The organism is Pseudoduganella sp. R-32 (assembly GCF_049913245.1).
Taxonomy (GTDB): Bacteria; Pseudomonadota; Gammaproteobacteria; order Burkholderiales; family Burkholderiaceae_D; genus Rugamonas.
The window spans coordinates 209415-229840 of sequence record NZ_CP183987.1 but is presented as its reverse complement, the minus strand read 5'-3'; the positions used below and the strand labels follow the sequence as shown (position 1 = coordinate 229840).

General features: G+C 60.7%; 25 protein-coding genes. 22 read left to right on the top strand and 3 right to left on the bottom strand.

Features of this window, described 5'->3' with window-relative positions; genetic code table 11:
• Window positions 1-22 precede the first annotated feature (22 nt).
• Window positions 23-1456 carry a pectate lyase family protein gene (locus tag ACN9MU_RS01020; protein ID WP_426343996.1) on the top strand — a complete coding sequence of 478 codons (1434 nt, stop codon included), beginning with the start codon at window positions 23-25 and terminating at the stop codon, window positions 1454-1456.
• A gap of 68 nt (window positions 1457-1524) precedes the next feature.
• The gene (locus ACN9MU_RS01015; protein ID WP_426343995.1) at window positions 1525-1824 is read left to right on the top strand and encodes a hypothetical protein; all 300 of its coding nucleotides are present in this window, start codon (window positions 1525-1527) and stop codon (window positions 1822-1824) included.
• On the opposite strand, the gene ACN9MU_RS01010 is transcribed toward ACN9MU_RS01015, so the two are convergent.
• From ACN9MU_RS01010 to ACN9MU_RS01000, 3 genes are all read right to left on the bottom strand, one after another.
• The gene (locus ACN9MU_RS01010) at window positions 1812-2438 is read right to left on the bottom strand and encodes a class I SAM-dependent methyltransferase (RefSeq protein ID WP_426343994.1); all 627 of its coding nucleotides are present in this window, start codon (window positions 2436-2438) and stop codon (window positions 1812-1814) included. The two genes, ACN9MU_RS01015 and ACN9MU_RS01010, sit on opposite strands and share 13 nt — an antisense overlap.
• Window positions 2439-2578: 140 nt before the next feature.
• Window positions 2579-3082 (bottom strand): hypothetical protein, encoded by a 504-nt coding sequence (locus ACN9MU_RS01005; protein ID WP_426166639.1) that lies wholly within the window; start codon window positions 3080-3082, stop codon window positions 2579-2581.
• Window positions 3083-3097: 15 nt separating this feature from the next.
• Entirely contained in the window at window positions 3098-5413 is a 2316-nt protein-coding gene (locus ACN9MU_RS01000; RefSeq protein ID WP_426166637.1) for a TonB-dependent receptor, read from the bottom strand.
• A gap of 229 nt (window positions 5414-5642) precedes the next feature.
• On the opposite strand from ACN9MU_RS01000, the gene ACN9MU_RS00995 reads away from it, so the two are divergent.
• The 20 genes from ACN9MU_RS00995 to ACN9MU_RS00900 all read left to right on the top strand — a co-directional run bounded on the left by ACN9MU_RS00995 (window position 5643) and on the right by ACN9MU_RS00900 (window position 20426).
• Entirely contained in the window at window positions 5643-6446 is an 804-nt protein-coding gene (locus tag ACN9MU_RS00995) for an ABC transporter ATP-binding protein (protein ID WP_426166635.1), read from the top strand.
• The gene (mlaE, locus tag ACN9MU_RS00990; protein WP_090435822.1) at window positions 6443-7225 is read left to right on the top strand and encodes a lipid asymmetry maintenance ABC transporter permease subunit MlaE; all 783 of its coding nucleotides are present in this window, start codon (window positions 6443-6445) and stop codon (window positions 7223-7225) included. Before ACN9MU_RS00995 ends, mlaE begins: the two co-directional genes overlap by 4 nt.
• Before the next feature lie 88 nt (window positions 7226-7313).
• Window positions 7314-7784, top strand: coding sequence for an outer membrane lipid asymmetry maintenance protein MlaD (gene mlaD / locus ACN9MU_RS00985; RefSeq protein WP_426166633.1), 471 nt, complete (start codon window positions 7314-7316; stop codon window positions 7782-7784).
• Entirely contained in the window at window positions 7781-8557 is a 777-nt protein-coding gene (locus tag ACN9MU_RS00980) for an MlaA family lipoprotein (protein ID WP_426343993.1), read from the top strand. Before mlaD ends, ACN9MU_RS00980 begins: the two co-directional genes overlap by 4 nt.
• A 32-nt stretch (window positions 8558-8589) precedes the next feature.
• The gene (locus ACN9MU_RS00975; protein WP_426166629.1) at window positions 8590-9234 is read left to right on the top strand and encodes an MlaC/ttg2D family ABC transporter substrate-binding protein; all 645 of its coding nucleotides are present in this window, start codon (window positions 8590-8592) and stop codon (window positions 9232-9234) included.
• A complete protein-coding gene (locus ACN9MU_RS00970) occupies window positions 9234-9530 on the top strand; it encodes an STAS domain-containing protein (RefSeq protein ID WP_426166627.1) in 297 nt (98 codons plus the stop codon). The genes ACN9MU_RS00975 and ACN9MU_RS00970 overlap by 1 nt, the downstream gene beginning before the upstream one ends.
• Window positions 9531-9736: 206 nt before the next feature.
• The gene (locus tag ACN9MU_RS00965) at window positions 9737-10642 is read left to right on the top strand and encodes an ABC transporter ATP-binding protein (protein WP_426166625.1); all 906 of its coding nucleotides are present in this window, start codon (window positions 9737-9739) and stop codon (window positions 10640-10642) included.
• Window positions 10639-11400 carry an ABC transporter permease gene (locus ACN9MU_RS00960; RefSeq protein WP_155455822.1) on the top strand — a complete coding sequence of 254 codons (762 nt, stop codon included), beginning with the start codon at window positions 10639-10641 and terminating at the stop codon, window positions 11398-11400. The genes ACN9MU_RS00965 and ACN9MU_RS00960 overlap by 4 nt, the downstream gene beginning before the upstream one ends.
• Window positions 11401-11418: 18 nt before the next feature.
• Complete coding sequence (locus ACN9MU_RS00955) at window positions 11419-11655, top strand: BolA family protein (protein WP_055938984.1); 237 nt, start codon at window positions 11419-11421, stop codon at window positions 11653-11655.
• Between the two features lie 7 nt (window positions 11656-11662).
• Complete coding sequence (gene murA, locus ACN9MU_RS00950; RefSeq protein WP_426336731.1) at window positions 11663-12913, top strand: UDP-N-acetylglucosamine 1-carboxyvinyltransferase; 1251 nt, start codon at window positions 11663-11665, stop codon at window positions 12911-12913.
• 5 nt (window positions 12914-12918) lie between these two features.
• Window positions 12919-13566 (top strand): ATP phosphoribosyltransferase, encoded by a 648-nt coding sequence (gene hisG / locus ACN9MU_RS00945; RefSeq protein WP_426166620.1) that lies wholly within the window; start codon window positions 12919-12921, stop codon window positions 13564-13566.
• Complete coding sequence (gene hisD / locus ACN9MU_RS00940; RefSeq protein WP_426319954.1) at window positions 13566-14870, top strand: histidinol dehydrogenase; 1305 nt, start codon at window positions 13566-13568, stop codon at window positions 14868-14870. The genes hisG and hisD overlap by 1 nt, the downstream gene beginning before the upstream one ends.
• Window positions 14867-15727, top strand: a complete 861-nt coding sequence (locus ACN9MU_RS00935) for a DNA-methyltransferase (RefSeq protein ID WP_426166617.1) — start codon at window positions 14867-14869, stop codon at window positions 15725-15727. Before hisD ends, ACN9MU_RS00935 begins: the two co-directional genes overlap by 4 nt.
• Before the next feature lie 6 nt (window positions 15728-15733).
• Window positions 15734-16834, top strand: a complete 1101-nt coding sequence (gene hisC, locus ACN9MU_RS00930) for a histidinol-phosphate transaminase (RefSeq protein ID WP_426336730.1) — start codon at window positions 15734-15736, stop codon at window positions 16832-16834.
• 21 nt (window positions 16835-16855) lie between these two features.
• A complete protein-coding gene (gene hisB, locus ACN9MU_RS00925) occupies window positions 16856-17446 on the top strand; it encodes an imidazoleglycerol-phosphate dehydratase HisB (RefSeq protein ID WP_426166615.1) in 591 nt (196 codons plus the stop codon).
• Window positions 17447-17467: 21 nt separating this feature from the next.
• Window positions 17468-18109 carry an imidazole glycerol phosphate synthase subunit HisH gene (gene hisH, locus ACN9MU_RS00920; RefSeq protein WP_426166614.1) on the top strand — a complete coding sequence of 214 codons (642 nt, stop codon included), beginning with the start codon at window positions 17468-17470 and terminating at the stop codon, window positions 18107-18109.
• Window positions 18110-18125: 16 nt separating this feature from the next.
• Complete coding sequence (gene hisA, locus ACN9MU_RS00915; protein WP_426166613.1) at window positions 18126-18890, top strand: 1-(5-phosphoribosyl)-5-[(5-phosphoribosylamino)methylideneamino]imidazole-4-carboxamide isomerase; 765 nt, start codon at window positions 18126-18128, stop codon at window positions 18888-18890.
• Window positions 18891-18895: 5 nt separating this feature from the next.
• Window positions 18896-19657 (top strand): imidazole glycerol phosphate synthase subunit HisF, encoded by a 762-nt coding sequence (gene hisF / locus ACN9MU_RS00910; RefSeq protein WP_426166612.1) that lies wholly within the window; start codon window positions 18896-18898, stop codon window positions 19655-19657.
• Between the two features lie 17 nt (window positions 19658-19674).
• Window positions 19675-20100, top strand: a complete 426-nt coding sequence (gene hisI, locus ACN9MU_RS00905; protein WP_426166611.1) for a phosphoribosyl-AMP cyclohydrolase — start codon at window positions 19675-19677, stop codon at window positions 20098-20100.
• Window positions 20097-20426: a phosphoribosyl-ATP diphosphatase gene (locus ACN9MU_RS00900; RefSeq protein WP_057265682.1), complete on the top strand. Its 330-nt coding sequence runs from the start codon at window positions 20097-20099 to the stop codon at window positions 20424-20426. Before hisI ends, ACN9MU_RS00900 begins: the two co-directional genes overlap by 4 nt.

Below are 20426 nucleotides of genomic sequence, written 5' to 3'. Positions count from 1 at the left end.
ATTTTTCGGAGATATCTAGGCTATGAAGAAAAGCTTCATTTGCGGCGCCCTGATGTTGATCTATTCCGCCGGCTCATTCGCGGCCGATTGGCCCAGTGGCTATTCCAAATGCGCCGACCAGGGCGGTACCTGCAAGGTCGGCACCAGCAGTCGACAGGTTTCCTATGGCATCAAGGACAAATGGGTCGTCAAGACGCTCGCTGGCGACATCCTGTGCGCTACCAGCACGTTTGGCAGCGATCCTTCTCCAGGCGTGACCAAGAAGTGCGCCGTGGGTCCCCTGTCCAGCAGCACGCCAACGCCGACCCCGACGCCAACCCCGGACCCTACCCCAACCCCTGCACCAGCGCCGGCAGCTAACGCCACCAAGGAAGCCGCACCTTCCACTGGTTGGGCAGGTCAAGGTGGCGGCACCACCGGCGGCGCAGCAGCACCGGCATCGGCCATCTACCTGGTCAACACTGGGTCGCAACTGGTCGCTGCCCTGAAAGCGCAGGGCAACAATCCGAAGATCATCAAACTGCAGGGCACCATTAACATGGCTGCAGCCGACAATGGCGGCCCCTTCACCAGCGCCACCGATGAAGGACTGCGCCTGCAGATCAAACCAGGCAGCAACACCACCCTGATCGGTGTCGGCAACGACGCCCGCCTGGTGAACGGCAACATCGTGCTGAACGGCGTGCAGAACGTCATCGTGCGCAATCTCACGATCCAGAACCCATGCTCGCTCTACCCGGTCTGGGATCCGAACGATGGCAGCAGCGGCAACTGGAACTCGGAATACGATGGCATCACCATCTCGAACTCCCGCAATGTCTGGGTCGACCACAACGTCTTCACTGACGGCTCGATCACTGACGACAAGCTGCCAGTCGAAAATGGCAAGGTCAAGCAATGCCACGACGGCGCGCTGGATGTGAAGAACGGCTCAGACTACGTGACTGTGTCGAACAACCGCTTCGAACTGCACCAGAAGAACAACCTGATCGGTTCTTCTGACAGCAAGACCACTGACGACGGCCACCTGTCCGTAACCTTCCACAACAACCACTTCCTGAATGTGGCGGAACGTGGACCTCGCGTACGGTTCGGCAAGGTGCACCTGTATAACAACTACTTCGAGGGCTCGCGTTCGCACGCTGTCTATCCGAACCATTACAGCATTGGCGTCGCCTACAAGGCCAAGATCATCTCGCAAAACAACGCATTTGATATCGCTGGCGCCTCGAGCTGCCCGCAGGTCGTGACCAACCCTGGCTCGTCCAGCAAGACCGGCGCGATCACGGATGCCGGTTCGCTGTTGAACGGCGCAGCGCTCAACCTGTCGACCAAGTGCAGCTTCAGCAACCAGGTCGGCTGGAGTGTACCGTATCCGGTTTCACCATTGGCCGCGTCGGCTGTTAAGGCATCGGTCTTGAGTAATGCAGGCACCGGCAAGATCACGGTGAACTGATCTTCACACCCGTCAAGTGCACAGCCCAGTGCGCTTGACGATCTTCCTCATGAGCGTAAACTCGGTGCATGCATACCAAAGCGAGGCGGCTGATGCATGGCGACCCCACGCGTAAGCCGAATGGTGACGTTGAAAACCGAGTGGTGCGGCTCGAAGTTTTCACTGAAAACCAGTCAGAATTGTTAAGCCAGTTCAGGGACGATACACGAGAGAACTTTCGCGACTTTCGGGCGGAGGCCAGGGAGAATTTCCGCGACGTTCGGGCGGAGATTCGCGGTGTCCGCGTCGAAATTCGCATCCTCACAGGCATGCTATTTACCGTCGTGCTGGGGGTGGTCGCAATCCTGGCGAAGGTCTATGGCGCATAACTTCGTTTGAAGGCTAACCAGGACCAGGTGACGCCCGCTTGGCAATTAAGTGGCTGTATTGACGGCGTGCGGGCAATCAGCGTCATCTCAAGGCCGAACGACTTTGCCAATTCGATAGTGTCATCGGCAGAGATCTCGAAAACTCGCCGATTAGCAGGAGCCAGGCCGTGCCTGATCGACATGACGAGGACCGCGGCAGATTTGAGTAAGGGCACAATGTTGGACATTGCCAGCCTTCTTTCATCTGGCGCAAGGTGGCCCCAAACCGCGCTAATCAACACAGCATCGAATTCCTTTTCGCGTTGCGCGATCTTTACCAATCCTGGAAGGCTGTCATCAATCCATTCGATCCGGCGCGAGGGATGAAGCTTGATGCCAGCATCCCGGAATGCGGTGACAGGCTCTATGGCCACGACATCGTGGCCAAGCTCGGCAAGCCAGGAAGAATCCACACCCGTTCCGGCACCGATATCCAGGATTGTGCTTGGTGCCGCAGGAATTAGATGAGAGACAGCCCGATATTTATCGACGAAGGAAACGCTTTCATAGCGCGGGATCAGCCACGCGGCATCTTCAGCATAGCCTTCGGTTCCTGGAACCGTGATAGCGCGCATTGGGTTCACGTCTATTCAAACATGGGTTAGCTTTAGGAGAGCAGTGCCACCAGCGCGGTAGGATGAAAGTGCCAGCCGACCAAACCGCATAGGCCCATAAAGACTCCGAAGGCCGTCGGGACCTTTGGTTCCCTATCAGGTTAGCGACGGGTATCGTTATCGCGACAGCTCAACGTTGCGTATCGCCCTTTGCGCAGCGCCGTCTTGTTTCGCACGCCGCGCAACCCTTCCTTGACGCTTACGTTGTCATCGAATGAGCACATGTTAGCTTCGGCAAATTTTTCCAGGTTGTGTGGGCTCCCATTGAGCCTGACCGTGACGCCAGCTCCCGGATTGACACAGCAACCAATAAACTTCGACATGTACTCCTCTTCGATGACGACGAGGTCATGTCCCATGAAAGAAGCCGGTTTCTTCACCTGATAGTAATCTGTATAGTCCCAGCGATCGTTTGGCCGCTTGTTCACGACTCCTTCACGCATATACGCTTGAATGGCTTTGCCAGAGTCTCGGGTACGTTCGGTTGTGCCGGGTTTAAGGCGAAGCGCGTTCGCCAGGCCCTCTTCCAGTTCACGGTCGCTAGCAGCAGATGCAAGTGCTGCATGGGCCGCTAGAAAAAATAACAGCAAGATCCGTTTGTACATAGCGCCATCTCTCCTTTAGAACTTCGCAGCGATGCTCATGCCGATGCTGCGCGGCGCCAGGCGGTAGCCCTGAACGATCGAGGCGACTTGCGGGTGCTGGATTGCCTTGTCTTCGTCAAAGGCGTTCTTCACGAATGCGGTCAATTGATAGCGGTCAATCGAAATGCCGGCGCTGAAGTTAGCCGTGTGGTACGAAGGACGCTCGTAGTCGGTCTGCTCGGGGTTGAGCGAGCCTTTGCTAGGACCGACCCACTGCACTCCGCCCATCACAAATGCGCTACGGCCGCCGGCGGTCGAGAAGTTGTACTGCGCGGTGAGGGTGCCGTTGTACTTCGGCACGCCCTGCACTTGCGCGCCTTTGACTGCGCCGACTACGCCGTTGGCGATGCCGTCGTCGTTCGACAGTTCAGCCTTTACGTAGCCGCCGGCTGCACTCAGGGTCAGCCCGGCCATCGGCTTGGCCTTGACGTCGAATTCGAAGCCCTTGCTGGTGGCGTTGCCGGCATTGGCATTGTACGAGTAGGCGCAGGTCGGCAAGTACACGCCTTGCTGGATGTTCTTCCACTTCACGTAGAACACGTCGGCGTTGACGGCGACGCGGCCTTGCATGAAGCGCGATTTGCTGCCGACCTCATAGCTCCACAGGCTGTCCGAGGCATAGGTTGGCGGGCCTGCAGTCAGGCCGTTTTCTTCCAGGTCCGGACCGCAGGTGGTTGGCGGCACGAATACATTGGAGCCGCCGAGGCGGAAGCCTTTGGCGACAGAGCCGTAGATGGTGTGGTCAGGCGAAGCTTCCCAGGTCACCGCGTATTTCGGAGTGAAGGCATGCGACGACAGATTGGTGGTGCTGTTGTTGCCTGCTCCGGCCAGGTAGAGGCTGTTGCGCTGGGCAAGCGCGGACTTGCCCTTCAGGTAGCGCGCGCCAATGGTGGCATGCAGCGCCGGCGAGAAGTAGTAATTTACTTCGCCGAAGATTGAGTGCTGTTTTTCGCGGTAGTGGAATTCGCCGGCAAATGAGTTATCGTTCGGGAAGGCGCCGGGATATGAGTCCGGCAGCAAGTCCGGATCGGCGCTGGAGAAGCCGAACCTGGTGAAGGTGTCGTTGACGCCGAAGATCGGGTCGTTCTCATTCAGGTTGGTATGCTGGTTGGAGAAGTAATAGCCAGCCAGCCAGGTTACCGGCGAGCCGCCTGCCGCATAAGGCTTGGACGCCAGGCGGAACTCCTGCGAGATCTGGCGCACTGCGTTATTCAGGTACACAGCCGACGGCAGGCCTGCAATCGCTTCGATCAGTTCGGGCGGGGCCTTGCCGCCATCGTCGGTCGAGGTCAGGAAGGTCGACAGCGAGTAACTGTTGTAGGCCGAACCGTTCTGGGTGCGGTCGAATTTGCGTTGGAAGTAGCTGGTGCTCGAGGTCAGGTCGGCTCCGCCCAAGTCCCAGTTGACGGCCAGGTTAGGCGTCAGCAGCTTGTCGATGGATGGCTCGCGTACCTGCTTTTGCGCCTGGTAGGGCGGGCGATCCAGGTTGAAGGCCGCGATATCCTTGGCGTCCACGCGCTGGTAGTAAATAGAAGGCGTGATGGTCAGGTCGCGCGTCGGCGCCCATTTCAGCGCAACGCGCAGCTCCTGGTCGTTGATCTTGTTGATATCGCTGGCCAGTACTTTGCCATCGCCGTCGACCTGGTCGATGAAACCACCGGAGCGCTGGGCTTGTGCGCCGATGCGCAGCGCCAGTTCGTTGTCGATGAGCGGGAAGTTGCCGACCACATTGGTGGAATAGCCCGGGCTGCCGCCTTTGGTGGACGAGGCTTCGGCGTAGGCCGTGACTTCGCGCTCCTTCAGGTCCGGTTCGTTCGGCACGAACTTGATGGTGCCGCCCATCGAACTGGCGCCGTACAGCGTGGCTTGCGGACCGCGCAGCACTTCGACGCGGTCAATGTCGAAGAACTTCGGCTCCACCGTCCCCATGGTGTACAGGTTGCCGACGGTGAGCGACACGTCGCCGAGGTAGATGCCGACGGTGGCCTGGCCGGCTGCGGAACTGATGCCGCGAATTTCGATATTGGAAGTTCCCGGACCGGCGCCGCCATTGCCGGTGGCGGCGGTGAAGGAAATATTCGGCACGGCCCGCGTCAGGTCGGTGAAATCGTCCACCTGCTGCGACAGCAGGGACGAGCCGCTGATGGCGGAAATACTCATCGCCACCTTGTTCGGGTCTTCCTTGCGCTTTTGCGCAGTCACGGTGACCACTTCGATCTTGTCGCTATCCGCCAAGGCCTGGGCCGAGATAGCCGCCAGGGAGCACGCAACGACCGTCCGACGAATTTTCATGCCTTTTTTCCTATGAATGAGCCAAAGTTATTAAAATAGCAGGAATTTGCTGCCTTGCAGCACTGAACACCAATCAACAAGCGTTTCAATTTGTAAATTGCTGACTTTGCGGTTATTAGTGTTGTAAAATTTGCCTCTTTAGCTGTGCCACCTGGGCCGCTACGGCGCGCCAAGCAGAGATAAGCGTTTCTGAATTACAATGTGGCCTCAAGAACAAAGAGCGACATCCGTGTCAAATTTAGTCGAAATCCGGGACTTACACTTCAGCTATGGAAAACGGGCCATCCTGTCCGGCCTCCATATGGACTTTCCTCGCGGGAAGGTGGTAGCTGTCATGGGTGGCTCCGGCAGCGGCAAAACCACTGTCCTGCGCTTGGTCGGCGGCCAGATCCGCCCGCAAAAAGGTACCGTCAGCGTGGAGGGTCAGGTCGTTCACCAGCTGAAGACCAAGGAACTCTACGTGCTGCGCCGCAAAATGGGCATGCTGTTCCAGCATGGCGCGCTGTTCACCGACCTGACCGTGTATGAAAACGTGGCTTTCCCGCTGCGCGAACATACCGACCTGCCGGAAGAACTGATCCGCGACCTGGTGCTGATGAAGCTGCATTCGGTCGGCCTGCGCAACGCTGCCAAGCTGAAGCCCGGCGAAATTTCCGGCGGCATGGCGCGCCGTGTGGCGCTGGCGCGCTCGATCGCGCTCGACCCTCAATTGATCATGTACGACGAGCCGTTCGCCGGCCTCGACCCGATCTCGATGGGCGTGACCGCCAACCTGATCCGCAACTTGAACGATGCGCTCGGTTCGACCACGATCCTGGTCTCGCACGACGTCAAAGAGTCGTTCCAGATTGCCGACTATGTGTATTTCCTGTCGCAGGGCAAGATCGTTGCCCACGGCACTCCGGCAGACATGATGGTTTCGACTGATCCTTACGTGAAGCAATTCGTGCACGCGGAAGCGGATGGCCCGGTGCCATTCCACTATCCGGGCAAATCGCTGGCCGAAGACCTGGGCCTGGGAGCACGCAAATGATGCGCCGTTTCCTGCTGAGCGTGGGTGGTGGCGCACGCGACTATGTGGAAAGCATCGGCCTTTCCGCACGTACCTTCTTCACGATGCTGGGGCTGTCGCCTGGCCTGCTGCGCCGTCCGCGCCTGCTGGTCGAGCAGCTTCATGTGATCGGTAACTATTCGCTGCTGATCATTATCCTGTCCGGCCTGTTCGTCGGCATGGTGCTGGGCCTGCAGGGCTATTACACCCTCAACAAATACGGCGCTTCCGAATCGCTGGGCTTGCTGGTCGCGCTGGGCCTGACCCGCGAACTGGGACCGGTCATCACGGCCCTGCTGTTCGCCGGCCGCGCCGGTACGTCGCTGACCGCGGAGATCGGCCTGATGAAGGCGGGCGAACAGCTGTCCGCCATGGAGATGATGGCTGTGAACCCGATCCAGCGCGTGCTGGCGCCGCGTTTCTGGGCTGGCGTGATCTCGGTTCCGCTGCTGACCGGCATGTTCAGCGCGGTCGGTATCCTGGGCGGCTACCTGATCGGCGTTGGGCTGATCGGTGTCGACGAAGGGGCGTTCTGGTCGCAGATGCAGGGTGGCGTGGACGTGTGGAAAGACGTATTCAATGGATTCGTGAAAAGTGTGGTGTTCGGTGTAGCCATCACCTATATCGCGCTGTACCAGGGCTATGAAGCCCAGCCTACCCCGGAAGACGTTTCCGGTGCGACGACGCGCACCGTGGTCATCTCTTCGCTGATGATCTGGTGGCTCGACTTCATGCTGACGGCGCTGATGTTTAGCAAATAGCAAGTAACAACCGGGGTCAGCTCCTGACATGCGACACGCGCAGCGTGTTGTATGTTTGGCCCTGACACCGCTGATTATAGGATTCGATATGCAACGTAAATCTCTCGACGTTTGGGTTGGTCTGTTCATTGTGATGGGCGCTGCCGCCCTCATGTTCCTGGCACTCAAGGCCGGCAACCTCGGCTCGATGACCATGGGCAAGACCTACCAGGTGACCGCTCGTTTCGACAACATCGGCTCGCTGCGCCCGCAGGCTGCCGTCAAGGCGTCCGGCGTGGTGGTTGGCCGTGTCGCGTCGATCGGTTTTGACGACAAGGTGTATAAAGCCGTGGTGACGCTGGATATGGAAGAGGGCTTCAAGTTCCCTAAAGACAGCTCGGCCAAGATCCTGACCGCCGGCCTGCTGGGCGAGCAGTATATCGGCATCGAAGCCGGCGGCGACGAGAAGAACCTGGTGGCTGGCGACCGTATCGCCCGCACCCAGTCCGCAACCGTGCTGGAAGACCTGATCAACCAGTTCATCTATAGCAAGGCAGCCGAAGGAAAGGACTCCCAATGAGCAAATTCCGTACACTTGCCCTGAGCCTGGCCGTCGTTGGCACGCTGAGCGGCTGCGCCGGTCCAAACCCGCGCGATCCGTTCGAAGGCTATAACCGTGCCGTGTTCAACTTCAACGACAAGGTGGACGAGTACGCGCTGAAGCCGACCGCCACCGTCTACAAGAACGTCACCCCCGGCTTTTTCCAGACCGGCGTGAGCAACTTCTTCGGCAACCTGGCTGACGTCTGGACCGCCGCCAACAACCTGTTGCAAGGCAAGGTTGGCGATGGCATGTCGGACTTGATGCGCGTGGCCTTCAACTCGACCTTCGGCCTGCTGGGCGTGCTCGATATTGCTTCCGAAGCAGGTTTGCAAAAACATAAAGAAGATTTCGGCCAGACCCTGGGCTCCTGGGGCGTGCCGTCCGGCCCCTACCTGATGCTGCCGCTGCTGGGCCCATCCACCGTGCGCGATACTGCCGCCCTGCCGGTGGATATCAGCGCCGATCCATGGCAATACAAAGATCCTGTCAACGTGCGCAACATCGGCACCGTTACCCGTGTTGTGGATCAGCGTGCAGCTCTGCTGGACGCCTCCACACTGCTGGAAGATGCCGCCCTCGACCGTTACGAGTTCATCCGTGACGGTTGGATGCAGCGCCGTAACAGCCAGGTTTACGATGGCGAAGACGGTCCGAAGGACAAGCAGAAGCAGCCTGAAGTGGAGGACGAGGCGCCAAAGCAGCCTCAGGCTATAATGGCGGAACCGGCTGAAACCAAACCCAGCCTGTGATCCGGAACACAACCCTACATAGGTAAAGAACAATGAAATTGATCAAACAACTGATCGCGGTCGCAACTGTAGCTTTCGCTACCAGCGCATTTGCCGCTCCTGCTCCTGCCAATGAAGCGCCGGACGCGCTGGTCAAGCGCATCAGCTCCGAAGTGCTGGAAACCGCCAAGTCCGACAAGGACATCCAGGCCGGCAACCAGAAGAAAGTCATGGACCTGGTGGAAACCAAGATCTTGCCTTACGTCGACTTCCAGCGCATGACCTCGCTCGCGGCCGGCCGCTACTGGCGTGAAGCTACCCCTGAACAGCAAAAGCAACTGGCTGCCGAATTCCGTACCCTGCTGATCTTCACCTACTCGGGCGCGCTGTCCCAGGTGAAAGACCAGACCGTCGATTTCAAGCCTATGCGTTCGTCCCCAGGCGACACTGAAGTGGAAGTGCGTTCCCAGGTGAACCAGGCGCGTGGCGAGCCGATCCAGCTGAACTACCGCGTTGCCAAGACCGACGCCGGCTGGAAGATCTATGACATCAACGTGCTGGGCGCCTGGCTGGTGGAAGCCTACAAAGGCACTTTCGCTTCGGAAATCTCGAAGGGCGGCATCGACGGCCTGATCAAGACCCTGTCCGAAAAGAACAAGAAGCTGGCTTCCAAGCCGCTGAAGACCGCAGGTAAATAATGCCTGATACCACTGTTTCCAATCAGCTGTCGCTGAAGTCGCTGACCGTGGCCAACGCCACGGAGGCGCTGGCACATGGTTTGGCTGCGCTGCGCGCCGGCCAGACCGTGTTCGACCTGAGCCAAGTGGAAGCCGTGGACTCCGCTGCCGTGTCAGTCATGCTGGCATGGCAGCGCGCTGCCGCCCAAAGCGGCATCAAGCTGGAACTGCGCAACCTGCCAGAACAGCTCCAGAGCTTGACCAAGCTCTACGGCGTGTGCACGCTCGTGTCGCCCGCCGACCTGCATCATCATTGACCCCCGCCTCACCCCCTGCGTAGTAACAGCGGTATCAGGGGCCAACAGGCTTCGCCTGTCAGCACCTGACACCGGAAATCCTGGTAACTAAATACGGGTTCAACGAGCCCGAACCAAAATTCCAATATAATTGACCGTCTACCGCGCCTGATGAGCGCGCGCCTTTACAACGGTCATCGTTGTCCCAGTTATCTATACAAGTAAGCATGACAGCAATCGAAATCAGCAACGTCCAGAAGCGCTACAAGGCGCTGCAGGCGCTTGGCGGCGTGTCCCTGAAAATCGAGGAAGGCGAGTTCTTTGGCTTGCTTGGGCCGAACGGGGCCGGCAAGACGACCCTGATCTCCATCATCGCCGGCCTGATCCGCGCCGATGCCGGCAGCGTCAAGATCCACGGCCATGACGTGGTGTCCGATTTCCGCGCAGCGCGGCGCAAACTGGGCGTGGTGCCGCAGGAACTGGTATTCGATCCCTTCTTCACGGTGCGCGAAACGCTGCGCCTGCAGTCCGGCTACTTCGGCCTGGGCAACAACGACAAGTGGATCGACGAGGTGATGGAGGAGCTGGGCCTGGCCAACAAGGCCGACACCAATATGCGCGCGCTGTCCGGCGGCATGAAGCGCCGCGTGCTGGTGGCCCAGGCCCTGGTGCACAAGCCGCCCGTCATCGTGCTGGACGAACCGACCGCCGGCGTCGACGTGGAATTGCGCCAGACCCTGTGGCAGTTCATCACGCGCCTGAATCGCGAAGGCCACACGATCGTGCTGACCACGCACTACCTGGAAGAAGCGCAAGCCATGTGCAAGCGCGTCGCCATGCTCAAGCTGGGCAAGGTGGTGGCGCTGGACACCATGTCGCAATTGATTCGCCGCATCTCCGGTTCGCAGCTGGTGCTGCACCTGCCGCACAACTCCCTGCCGGAAGACCTGCAGCCGCTGCTGAACCATCCGCCGGAAGACAACAAATACAGCCTGCGCATCAACGATTACGCGGAGGTCGAAGGCATCCTGGCCCGCTTGCGCCAGGGCGGCATCAGCATCGACGAGATGCAGCTGCAGCAGGCCGACCTGGAAGACATCTTCCTGCAAATCATGGACGAGAACATCGTATGATCACCACCGGTTTCCGCACCCTGGTCTACAAAGAGACGCTGCGCTTCTACAAGGTAGCGACGCAGACGATCGCCGCGCCGATCCTGACCGCCATGCTGTACCTGCTGATCTTCGGCCACGTGCTGTCGGGCCGCGTCGAGGTGTATCCGGGCGTGACCTATACCGCCTTCCTGATCCCGGGCCTGGTGATGATGAGCGTCCTGCAGAATTCATTCGCCAACTCCTCGTCCTCGCTGATCCAGTCCAAGATCACCGGCAACCTGGTGTTCGTGCTGCTCACGCCTTTGTCGCACTGGGAGATCTTTTCCGCCTACGTGCTGGCCTCGATGGTGCGCGGCATTACCGTGGGCTTTGGCGTGTTCGCGATTACCGCCTGGTTCGCGCACCTGAGCTTCACCGCGCCGCTGTGGATCCTGGTGTTTGCCCTGCTCGGTGCTGCCATCCTCGGCACCATGGGCCTGATCGCCGGCATCTGGGCCGAGAAGTTCGACCAGCTTGCTGCTTTCCAGAATTTCCTGATCGTGCCGCTGACCTTCCTGGCCGGCGTGTTCTATTCGATCCATTCGCTGCCGCCATTCTGGCTGGCCGTCTCGCACGCGAACCCGTTCTTCTACATGATCGACGGCTTCCGCTACGGCTTCTTCGGGCAGTCCGACGTGAACCCATGGATCAGCGTCGCCATCGTCTCCGCCTTCCTGGTGGTGCTGGCGCTGCTCGCTATCAAACTCCTGCGCAGCGGCTACCGCTTGCGCCACTGATTTATTGAGGAATTCAAAGTGACCACAACTCCAGAAGCAATCCACAGCTACATCGCTGCCGGCCTCGAATGCACCCACCTGCAAGTGGAAGGCGACGGCCAGCACTTCCAGGCCGTGATCGTGTCGCCTGCCTTCGCCGGCAAGCGCCTGATCCAGCGCCACCAGCTGGTGTATGCCGCGCTGGGCGACCGCATGCGCGAAGAGATCCACGCACTGTCGATGAAAACCCTGACCCCAGAAGAATTCCAAGGATAAGAACAATATGGACAAACTGCTCATCACCGGCGGCAAGCGCCTGGTCGGCGACATCAAGATTTCCGGCGCCAAGAACGCTGCCCTGCCTATCCTGTGCGCGGGCCTGCTGACCGCGGGCGACCTGGAACTGACCAATGTGCCGCTGCTGCACGACGTGGCGACCATGCTCAAGCTGCTGCGCCAGACCGGCCTGTCGGTTGAGCAGGACGGCGAGAAGGTCACGCTGAACGGTTCGAAGATCGGCAAGTACGAAGCGCCGTATGAGCTGGTGAAGACCATGCGCGCATCGATCCTGGTCCTGGGGCCGCTGCTGGCCCGCTTCGGCGAAGCCAAGGTGTCGCTGCCGGGCGGCTGCGCGATCGGTTCGCGCCCTGTCGACCAGCACATCAAGGGCTTGCAGGCGATGGGCGCCGAGATCACGATCGACGGCGGCTATATCTACGCCAAGTGCAAGAAGCTGAAAGGCGCGCGCATCGTGACCGACATGATCACCGTGACCGGTACCGAGAACCTGCTGATGGCGGCCACCCTGGCCGAAGGCGAGACCGTGCTGGAGAACGCCGCGCGCGAGCCTGAGGTGACCGACCTGGCCCACCTGCTTGTGGCCATGGGCGCCAAGATCGAAGGCATCGGCACCGACCGCCTGGTGATCCAGGGCGTGCAGGAACTGCACGGCGCCAAGCATGACGTGATCTCCGACCGTATCGAAGCAGCGACCTTCCTGTGCGCGGTGGCGGCTGCAGGGGGCGACATCACGATCCGCAATACGCGCACCGACATCTTCGACGTGGCGCTGGACAAGCTGCGCGAGATGGGCGTGGAGCTGACCGTGGGCGACAACTGGATCCGCGCGAAAATGGACCAGCGTCCAAAGCCGGTTTCCTTCCGCACCACCGAATACCCGGGCTTCCCGACCGACATGCAGGCGCAGTTCATGGCGGTGAACCTGATCGCCAGCGGCAGCAGCAAGGTGACCGAAACGATCTTCGAGAACCGCTTCATGCACGTGCAGGAAATGAACCGCCTCGGCTCGAAGATTTCCATCGACGGCAACACCGCCTACATCGACGGCGTCGAGCAGCTGATCGGCGCGCCCGTGATGGCGACCGACCTGCGCGCATCGGCTTCGCTGGTGATCGCCGGCCTGGCCGCCAAGGGCGAAACCCTGGTGGACCGCATCTACCACCTGGACCGCGGCTATGACCGCATGGAAGTGAAGCTGTCCGCCGTAGGCGCCAATATCACCCGCATCAAATAATCATCATGGACCTTATTCTCGCCCTGTCGAAAGGCCGGATCTTTGAAGACACGATGCCGCTGCTGGAAGCAGCAGGCATCAAGGTCCTCGAAAATCCGGAAACCTCCCGCAAGCTGATCCTGCCTACCTCGGACCCTGGCATTCGCGTACTGATCGTGCGCGCATCCGATGTGCCGACTTATGTGCAGCATGGCGCGGCGGACTTCGGCGTGGCGGGTAAGGACGTGTTGCTGGAGCACGGCGGCGAAGGCCTGTACCAGCCGGTCGACCTGCATATTGCAAAGTGCCGCATGTCGGTGGCGACGCGTGCCGGCTTCGATTACGAGACCGCGGTGCGCCAGGGCGCGCGCCTGCGCGTGGCGACCAAGTTCACCTCGATCGCGCGCGAGCACTTCGGCAAGAAGGGCGTGCACGTCGACCTGATCAAGCTGTATGGCTCGATGGAGCTGGCGCCGCTGGTTGGCCTGTCCGACGCGATCGTCGACGTGGTCTCCACCGGCAGCACGCTGCGCGCCAACAACCTGGTGGAAGTGGAAGAGATCATGGACATCTCGTCGCGCCTCGTTGTCAACCAGGCCGCCCTGAAAATGAAGCGCGCCCGCCTGCAACCGATTATCGAAGCATTTGAACGCGCCTCGCTGGCGAAGGCGTAATGGTCATGATCCGCAAACTCGACTCCACCCAAGACGACTTCCAGGAAACGCTCGACGCGTTGCTGGCCTTTGAAGCAGAAACCGATGACGCCATCGAAGGCGCGGTAGCAAAGATCATCGCCGACGTGCGCGCGCGCGGCGATGAAGCGGTGCTGGAATACACCAACCGCTTCGACCGCACCAAGGCGGCGTCGATGGCCGACTTCGACATCACCCAGCCGGAGTTGGATGCCGCGCTGACCGCGCTGCCTGGCGCGCAGCGCGCTGCCCTGCAAACCGCCGCCGACCGCATTCGCGCCTTCCACGAGCGCCAGAGGCAGGAACTGCAAGGCTTCACCTACACCGAAGCCGACGGCACCATCCTCGGCCAGCGCATTACGCCGCTGGACCGCGTGGGCATCTACGTCCCCGGTGGCAAGGCAGCCTATCCGTCGTCGGTGCTGATGAACGCCGTGCCGGCGAAAGTGGCTGGCGTCGAAGAGATCATCATGGTCGTGCCGACCCCGGACGGCGTGAAGAACCAGATGGTGCTGGCTGCCGCCGCCATCGCCGGCGTGACCCGCGTGATCGGCATCGGCGGCGCGCAAGCCGTGGCTGCGCTGGCGCACGGCACGGAAACCATCCAGCCGGTCGACAAGATCGTCGGCCCGGGCAATGCCTACGTGGCATCGGCCAAGCGCCGCGTGTTCGGTACCGTCGGCATCGACATGATCGCCGGCCCGTCCGAGATCCTGGTGATCTGCGACGGCACCACCGATCCTGACTGGGTCGCGATGGACCTGTTCTCGCAGGCAGAACACGATGAACTGGCGCAAGCGATTCTGCTGTGCCCTGACGCGGAATACATCGCGAAGGTCGAGGCCAGCATCGCCAAGCTGCTGCCGGCCATGCCGCGCAAGGCCGTCATCGAAACTTCCCTGCGCGATCGCGGCGCGCTGGTGAAAGTGCGCGACATGGCGGAAGCCTGCGCCATCGCCAACAGCATCGCCGCCGAACACCTGGAGATCTCGGCCGAGAACCCGCAGCAGTGGGCCGACCAGATCCGCCACGCTGGCGCCATGTTCCTCGGCCGCTTCTCGTCCGAATCGCTGGGCGACTATTGCTGCGGCCCGAACCACGTGCTGCCGACTTCGCGCACTGCGCGCTTCTCGTCGCCGCTCGGCGTCTACGATTTCCAGAAGCGTTCGTCGGTGATACACGTCAGTGAAGCGGGCGCGCAAACGCTGGGCAAGATCGCTGCGGAACTGGCTTACGGCGAAGGCTTGCAGGCCCACGCCCGCAGCGCGGAGCTGCGCCTGAAATGACCGACTGGAAGAACCAGGTCTACTGTGAGGACGCGCTGGCCGGATTGGCCCGCGTGCCGGATGGTTCCGTTGACCTGATCCTGACCGATCCACCCTACAACCTGGGCAAGGATTACGGCAACACTTCCGACCAGCAGTCGATGGAAGACTACCTGGCCTGGACGGAAGCGTGGATCGACGCCGCCCTGCCCAAGCTGAAGCCGAACGGAAGCCTGTACATCTTCCTGACCTGGCGTTATTCGCCGGAGATTTTCGTCATGCTAAAAAAGCGCATGACGATGATGAATGAGATTATCTGGGACCGCCGCGTGCCTTCCATGGGCGGCAGTACCCGCAGTTTTTCGTCGGTGCACGACACCATTGGTTTCTTTGTGCGCCGCAAGGATTATTACTTTGACCTCGACGCCGTGCGTATCCCGTACGACGCCGAAACCAAGAAAGCCCGTTCTCGTTCGATCTTCGTCGGCGCGAAATGGCTGGAAGTGGGCTACAACCCCAAGGACCTGTGGAGCGTATCGCGCTTGCACCGGGAGCATGCGGAAAGGGTCGACCACCCGACGCAAAAGCCTTTGGAGATCATTGAACGCATGGTCAAGGCCAGTTGCCCGCCGGATGGCGTGGTGATGGATTTGTTCATGGGCAGCGGGACCACCGCTGTTGCCGCGCGTCGCTGCGGCCGTGATTTCGTTGGCTTTGAATTGAATCCCGAGTATTGCGACATAGCTCGGAAGCGCCTTGAAGCGCTTGCCGAAACCGGTAAACCGATGTCTGACCCGCAGGGTCAGACACCTCCGCCACGCAGAGGGCGCAAGGCAAAGCAATCGCCGGCGCTTAGCGAGGTTTTAGAACAGGAGTAATGCAGAATGTCCCTCGACAGCCTTATCGCCAATACGATCCGCCAGGATGTGCGTTCCGATCACATCTACCATGTGCCGGATGCCAGCGGATTTATCAAGCTGGATGCGATGGAGAATCCTTATGTGCTGCCGAGCCACCTGCATCATGAGCTGGCCAACCGCATCGCCAGCGTCGCGCTGAACCGCTACCCGGTCGCCAGCTACGAAACCATCAAGCAGCGTATTCGCGCAAGGCTTGGCGTGCCAGCGGGCTATGACGTCATGCTGGGCAATGGCTCGGACGAGCTGATCGCCATCATGGCCCAGGCCTGCGCCTTGCAGCCTGCCGAGGGCAAGCGCGCCGTGATGATGGCGCCTGCGCCGTCCTTTGTCATGTTCCAGCGCTCGGCCATGGTGGCCGGCATGGACTTCATCGGCGTGCCGCTGAAGGCCGACCTGACGCTCGACCTGCCGGCCATGCTGGCGGCGATCGCGCAGCACCAGCCGGCCCTGGTCTTCCTGGCCTATCCGAACAACCCGACCGGCAATCTGTTCGACGCCGGCGCTATCGAGCAAGTCATCAAGGCGCTGGGCGACAAGGGCCTGTGCGTGGTCGATGAAGCGTACGAGCCTTTTGCGCAACAGAGCTTCATGGGCCGCCTGCCTGAATTCCCCAACCTGATCGTCATGCGCACGCTGTCGAAACTTGGCCTGGCGGGCATCCGCCTCGGCTATATGTCCTGCGCGCCAGCCCTGCTGGAACAATTCGACAAGATCCGCCCACCCTACAACGTCAACGTCCTGACCCAGGCCGCCGCCGAATTCTGCCTCGACCACCTCGAGGTGCTGAACGAACAGGCCGCCCTGCTGCGCCAACAGCGCAGCGAGCTGTCCGAGGCACTGGCGAAATTGCCGGGTGTCAACGTTTTCCCCTCGGCGGCAAACTTTATCCTCATTCGTGTACCGAATGCCGACCAGGCGCATGCCAAACTGCTCGAGCGCAAGGTTTTGATCAAAAATGTGGGTAGAATGCATAATGTACTGGCCAACTGCCTGCGCATCACGGTCAGTACGCCCGAGGAAAACGCAATCATGCTGGACGGCCTGAAAGCCGCCCTGGCGTCCTGAAGCGAAACCCAAGAGCTTTTCATGAACCGCACCGCAGAAATCACTCGCAACACCAGCGAGACCCAGGTCCGCGTTGCCATCAATCTCGATGGCACCGGCGTCCAGAAGCTGAACACGGGCGTGCCTTTCCTCGACCATATGCTGGACCAGATCGCCCGCCACGGGCTGATCGACCTCGATATCGAAGCCACCGGCGACACCCACATCGACAACCACCACACAGTGGAAGACGTGGGCATCACGCTCGGCATGGCAGTTGCCAAGGCGATTGGCGACAAGAAGGGCATCCGCCGCTACGGCCACGCGTATGTGCCGCTGGACGAAGCGCTGTCGCGCGTGGTCATCGATTTTTCCGGCCGCCCGGGCATCGAGTATCACATTCCATTCACCCGCGCGATGATCGGCGCGTTCGATGTCGACCTGACGCTGGAATTCTTCCGCGGCTTCGTCAACCATGCGGGCGTCACGCTGCACATCGACAACCTGCGCGGCACCAATGCACACCACCAGTGCGAAACCGTGTTCAAGGCTTTCGGCCGCGCCCTGCGCATGGCCAGCGAACTTGATCCGCGCGCTGCCGGCGCCATCCCGTCCACCAAAGGAAGCCTGTAACGACAACTACGGCTGACTGACATGAAAAAAATCGTAGTAGTCGATTACGGCATGGGCAACCTGCGCTCCGTAGCGCAGGCATTGCGCGCCGTCGCACCCGAAGCCGAAGTACTGATTTCCGGCGAGCCCGCCGCCATTGATGCCGCCGACCGCATCGTGCTGCCCGGCCAGGGCGCCATGCGCGACTGCATGCGCAGCCTGAATGAATCCGGCGTGAAAGATGCGCTGCTGCGCGCTGCCGCGTCGAAGCCGATGATGGGCGTGTGCGTGGGCGAGCAGATGCTGTTTGACATGAGCGAAGAAGGCGGCAATACCCCGGGCCTGGGCCTGTTGCCCGGCAAGGTGGTGCGCTTCCAGCTCGACGGCATGCTGCAGGAAGACGGTTCGCGCTTCAAGGTGCCGCAGATGGGCTGGAACCAGGTGCGCCAGCGCGCGCCGCACGCGATGTGGGACGGTATTCCCGACAACGCGTGGTTCTATTTCGTGCACAGCTACTTCGCGCAACCCGCCCAGGCGCAGCACAGCGCGGCGGAAACCGTGTACGGCCAGCCGTTCTGCTGCGCCGTCGCCCGCGACAATATTTTTGCCACACAGTTCCACCCTGAAAAGAGTGCCGCCACCGGCCTGCAACTGTACAAAAATTTCATCCACTGGAATCCTTAACCTCAAGAACAACATCATGCTGCTCATTCCTGCTATCGACCTCAAGGATGGTCACTGCGTTCGCCTGAAACAGGGCGATATGGAACTTGCAACCGTCTTTTCCGACGACCCGGGCAAGATGGCCCGCCATTGGCTCGAGCAAGGCGCGCGCCGCCTGCACCTGGTGGACCTGAACGGCGCCTTTGCCGGCAAGCCAAAGAACGAAGGTGCGGTGAAATCGATCATCCAGGCCGTGCAAGACTATGCCGAGGAGTTTGACCTGCCTGAAATCCCGGTGCAACTGGGCGGCGGCATCCGCGACCTCGACACCATCGAGCGCTACCTCGACGACGGTATCAGCTACATCATCATCGGCACGGCCGCCGTGAAGAGCCCGGGCTTCCTGCAGGATGCCTGCGGCGCCTTCCCCGGCCACATCATCGTCGGCCTGGACGCCAAGGACGGCAAGGTGGCGACCGATGGCTGGAGCAAGCTGTCCGGCCACGAAGTAATCGACCTGGCGCAGAAATTCGAAGGCTACGGTGTTGAATCGATCATCTACACCGACATCGGCCGCGACGGCATGATGGGCGGCGTGAACATCGAAGCCACCGTGCGCCTGGCGCAGGCGGTGCGCATCCCGATCATCGCCTCCGGCGGCCTGCACAACCTGGCCGACGTGGAAGCCCTGTGCGCTGTGCAGGACGAAGGCGTCGAAGGCGTGATCTGCGGCCGTTCGATCTATGAAGGCACGCTGGACCTGGCTTCGGCGCAGGAACGTGCCGACGAACTTTCAGAGTAAAGAATATGCTGGCTAAACGCATCATCCCCTGCCTCGACGTGACCGATGGCCGCGTCGTGAAAGGGGTCAACTTCACCGAGCTGCGCGACGCCGGCGATCCGGTGGAAATCGCACGCCGATACGACGAGCAGGGTGCGGACGAACTGACCTTCCTCGACATTACTGCTTCGAGCGACAACCGCGACTTGATCCTGCACATCATCGAAGCCGTGGCCTCGCAAGTCTTCATCCCCCTGACGGTGGGTGGCGGCGTGCGCAAGGTCGAAGATGTGCGCCGCCTGCTGAACGCCGGCGCGGACAAGGTGAGCATGAACACCTCCGCCGTGACCAATCCGCAGCTGGTGTACGAGGCTTCGCAAAAGCACGGCAGCCAGTGTATCGTGGTGGCGATCGACGCCAAGAACGTCGCTCCCGGCAAGTGGGAAGTGTTCACCCACGGCGGCCGCAACGCGACCGGCCTGGATGCCGTGGAATGGGCGCGCAAGATGGCCGAGCTGGGCGCCGGTGAACTGCTGCTGACCAGCATGGATCGCGACGGCACCAAGTCCGGCTTTGACCTGGGCCTGACGCGCGCCGTGAGCGATGCGGTCAGCATCCCGGTGATCGCCTCCGGCGGCGTAGGCGGCCTGCAAGACCTGGCCGACGGCGTCAAGCTGGGCCACGCCGATGCGGTGCTGGCGGCGAGCATCTTCCACTACGGCCAGCACACCGTACAGGAAGCCAAGCAATTCATGGCGGCGCAGGGGATTCCCATGCGCCTTTCTTAAACTTCGGGGAACACACAATGGCTACCGCAATTGCAGCTAATGTCGCCAAAGCCAAATGGCTGAACAAGGTGAAGTGGGACGAACATGGCCTGGTGCCTGTCATCGCACAGGAAGCCGGCAGCAACGATGTGCTGATGTTCGCGTGGATGAACCGGGATGCGCTCTACAAGACTGTTGAGCTGGGCGAGGCCGTCTACTGGAGCCGCTCGCGCAAGAAGCTGTGGCACAAGGGCGAAGAGTCCGGCCACGTGCAGAAAGTGCTGGAAATCCGCCTTGATTGCGACGAAGACGTGGTGCTGCTGAAGATCGAACAGGAAGGCGATATCGCCTGCCACACCGGCCGCCACTCCTGCTTCTTCAACAAGTTCGAGAATGGCGACTGGCAGAACACCGAGCCGGTCTTGAAAGATCCTGAAGAGATTTACGCGGAAGCTAAGAAATGAGCAATGTACTGGACCGCGTGGCGGCCACCATCGAATCGCGCAAGGGCGGCGACCCGTCGTCCTCCTACGTCGCCAAGCTGTTTTCCAAAGGCGACGATGCGATCCTGAAAAAGATCGGCGAGGAAGCCACCGAGACCGTGATGGCGGCAAAAGACGCCCGCGTCAGCGGCGATGCTTCGAAAGTGCTGTACGAATGCGCCGACCTGTGGTTCCATTCGCTGGTGCTGCTGGCGCAATTCGATTTGTCGCCGCAGCAGGTACTCGATGAGCTGGCGCGCCGCGAAGGCCTGTCCGGCCTGGAAGAAAAAGCATCCCGTAAGGAATAA

What these genes read in the sequence shown, in the direction of transcription:
- murA (WP_426336731.1), top strand. Translation starts at nt 11,663, where the DNA reads ATGGACAAACTGCTCATCACCGGCGGCAAGCGCCTGGTCGGCGACATC.
- ACN9MU_RS00980 (WP_426343993.1), top strand. Translation starts at nt 7,781, where the DNA reads ATGAGCAAATTCCGTACACTTGCCCTGAGCCTGGCCGTCGTTGGCACG.
- ACN9MU_RS01015 (WP_426343995.1), top strand. Translation starts at nt 1,525, where the DNA reads ATGCATACCAAAGCGAGGCGGCTGATGCATGGCGACCCCACGCGTAAG.
- hisI (WP_426166611.1), top strand. Translation starts at nt 19,675, where the DNA reads ATGGCTACCGCAATTGCAGCTAATGTCGCCAAAGCCAAATGGCTGAAC.
- hisH (WP_426166614.1), top strand. Translation starts at nt 17,468, where the DNA reads ATGAAAAAAATCGTAGTAGTCGATTACGGCATGGGCAACCTGCGCTCC.
- ACN9MU_RS01005 (WP_426166639.1), bottom strand. Translation starts at nt 3,082, where the DNA reads ATGTACAAACGGATCTTGCTGTTATTTTTTCTAGCGGCCCATGCAGCA.
- ACN9MU_RS00900 (WP_057265682.1), top strand. Translation starts at nt 20,097, where the DNA reads ATGAGCAATGTACTGGACCGCGTGGCGGCCACCATCGAATCGCGCAAG.
- ACN9MU_RS01000 (WP_426166637.1), bottom strand. Translation starts at nt 5,413, where the DNA reads ATGAAAATTCGTCGGACGGTCGTTGCGTGCTCCCTGGCGGCTATCTCG.
- ACN9MU_RS00965 (WP_426166625.1), top strand. Translation starts at nt 9,737, where the DNA reads ATGACAGCAATCGAAATCAGCAACGTCCAGAAGCGCTACAAGGCGCTG.
- mlaD (WP_426166633.1), top strand. Translation starts at nt 7,314, where the DNA reads ATGCAACGTAAATCTCTCGACGTTTGGGTTGGTCTGTTCATTGTGATG.
- ACN9MU_RS00960 (WP_155455822.1), top strand. Translation starts at nt 10,639, where the DNA reads ATGATCACCACCGGTTTCCGCACCCTGGTCTACAAAGAGACGCTGCGC.
- hisD (WP_426319954.1), top strand. Translation starts at nt 13,566, where the DNA reads ATGGTCATGATCCGCAAACTCGACTCCACCCAAGACGACTTCCAGGAA.
- hisC (WP_426336730.1), top strand. Translation starts at nt 15,734, where the DNA reads ATGTCCCTCGACAGCCTTATCGCCAATACGATCCGCCAGGATGTGCGT.
- ACN9MU_RS01010 (WP_426343994.1), bottom strand. Translation starts at nt 2,438, where the DNA reads ATGCGCGCTATCACGGTTCCAGGAACCGAAGGCTATGCTGAAGATGCC.
- ACN9MU_RS00975 (WP_426166629.1), top strand. Translation starts at nt 8,590, where the DNA reads ATGAAATTGATCAAACAACTGATCGCGGTCGCAACTGTAGCTTTCGCT.
- hisB (WP_426166615.1), top strand. Translation starts at nt 16,856, where the DNA reads ATGAACCGCACCGCAGAAATCACTCGCAACACCAGCGAGACCCAGGTC.
- ACN9MU_RS00970 (WP_426166627.1), top strand. Translation starts at nt 9,234, where the DNA reads ATGCCTGATACCACTGTTTCCAATCAGCTGTCGCTGAAGTCGCTGACC.
- hisA (WP_426166613.1), top strand. Translation starts at nt 18,126, where the DNA reads ATGCTGCTCATTCCTGCTATCGACCTCAAGGATGGTCACTGCGTTCGC.
- hisG (WP_426166620.1), top strand. Translation starts at nt 12,919, where the DNA reads ATGGACCTTATTCTCGCCCTGTCGAAAGGCCGGATCTTTGAAGACACG.
- ACN9MU_RS00935 (WP_426166617.1), top strand. Translation starts at nt 14,867, where the DNA reads ATGACCGACTGGAAGAACCAGGTCTACTGTGAGGACGCGCTGGCCGGA.
- hisF (WP_426166612.1), top strand. Translation starts at nt 18,896, where the DNA reads ATGCTGGCTAAACGCATCATCCCCTGCCTCGACGTGACCGATGGCCGC.
- ACN9MU_RS01020 (WP_426343996.1), top strand. Translation starts at nt 23, where the DNA reads ATGAAGAAAAGCTTCATTTGCGGCGCCCTGATGTTGATCTATTCCGCC.
- mlaE (WP_090435822.1), top strand. Translation starts at nt 6,443, where the DNA reads ATGATGCGCCGTTTCCTGCTGAGCGTGGGTGGTGGCGCACGCGACTAT.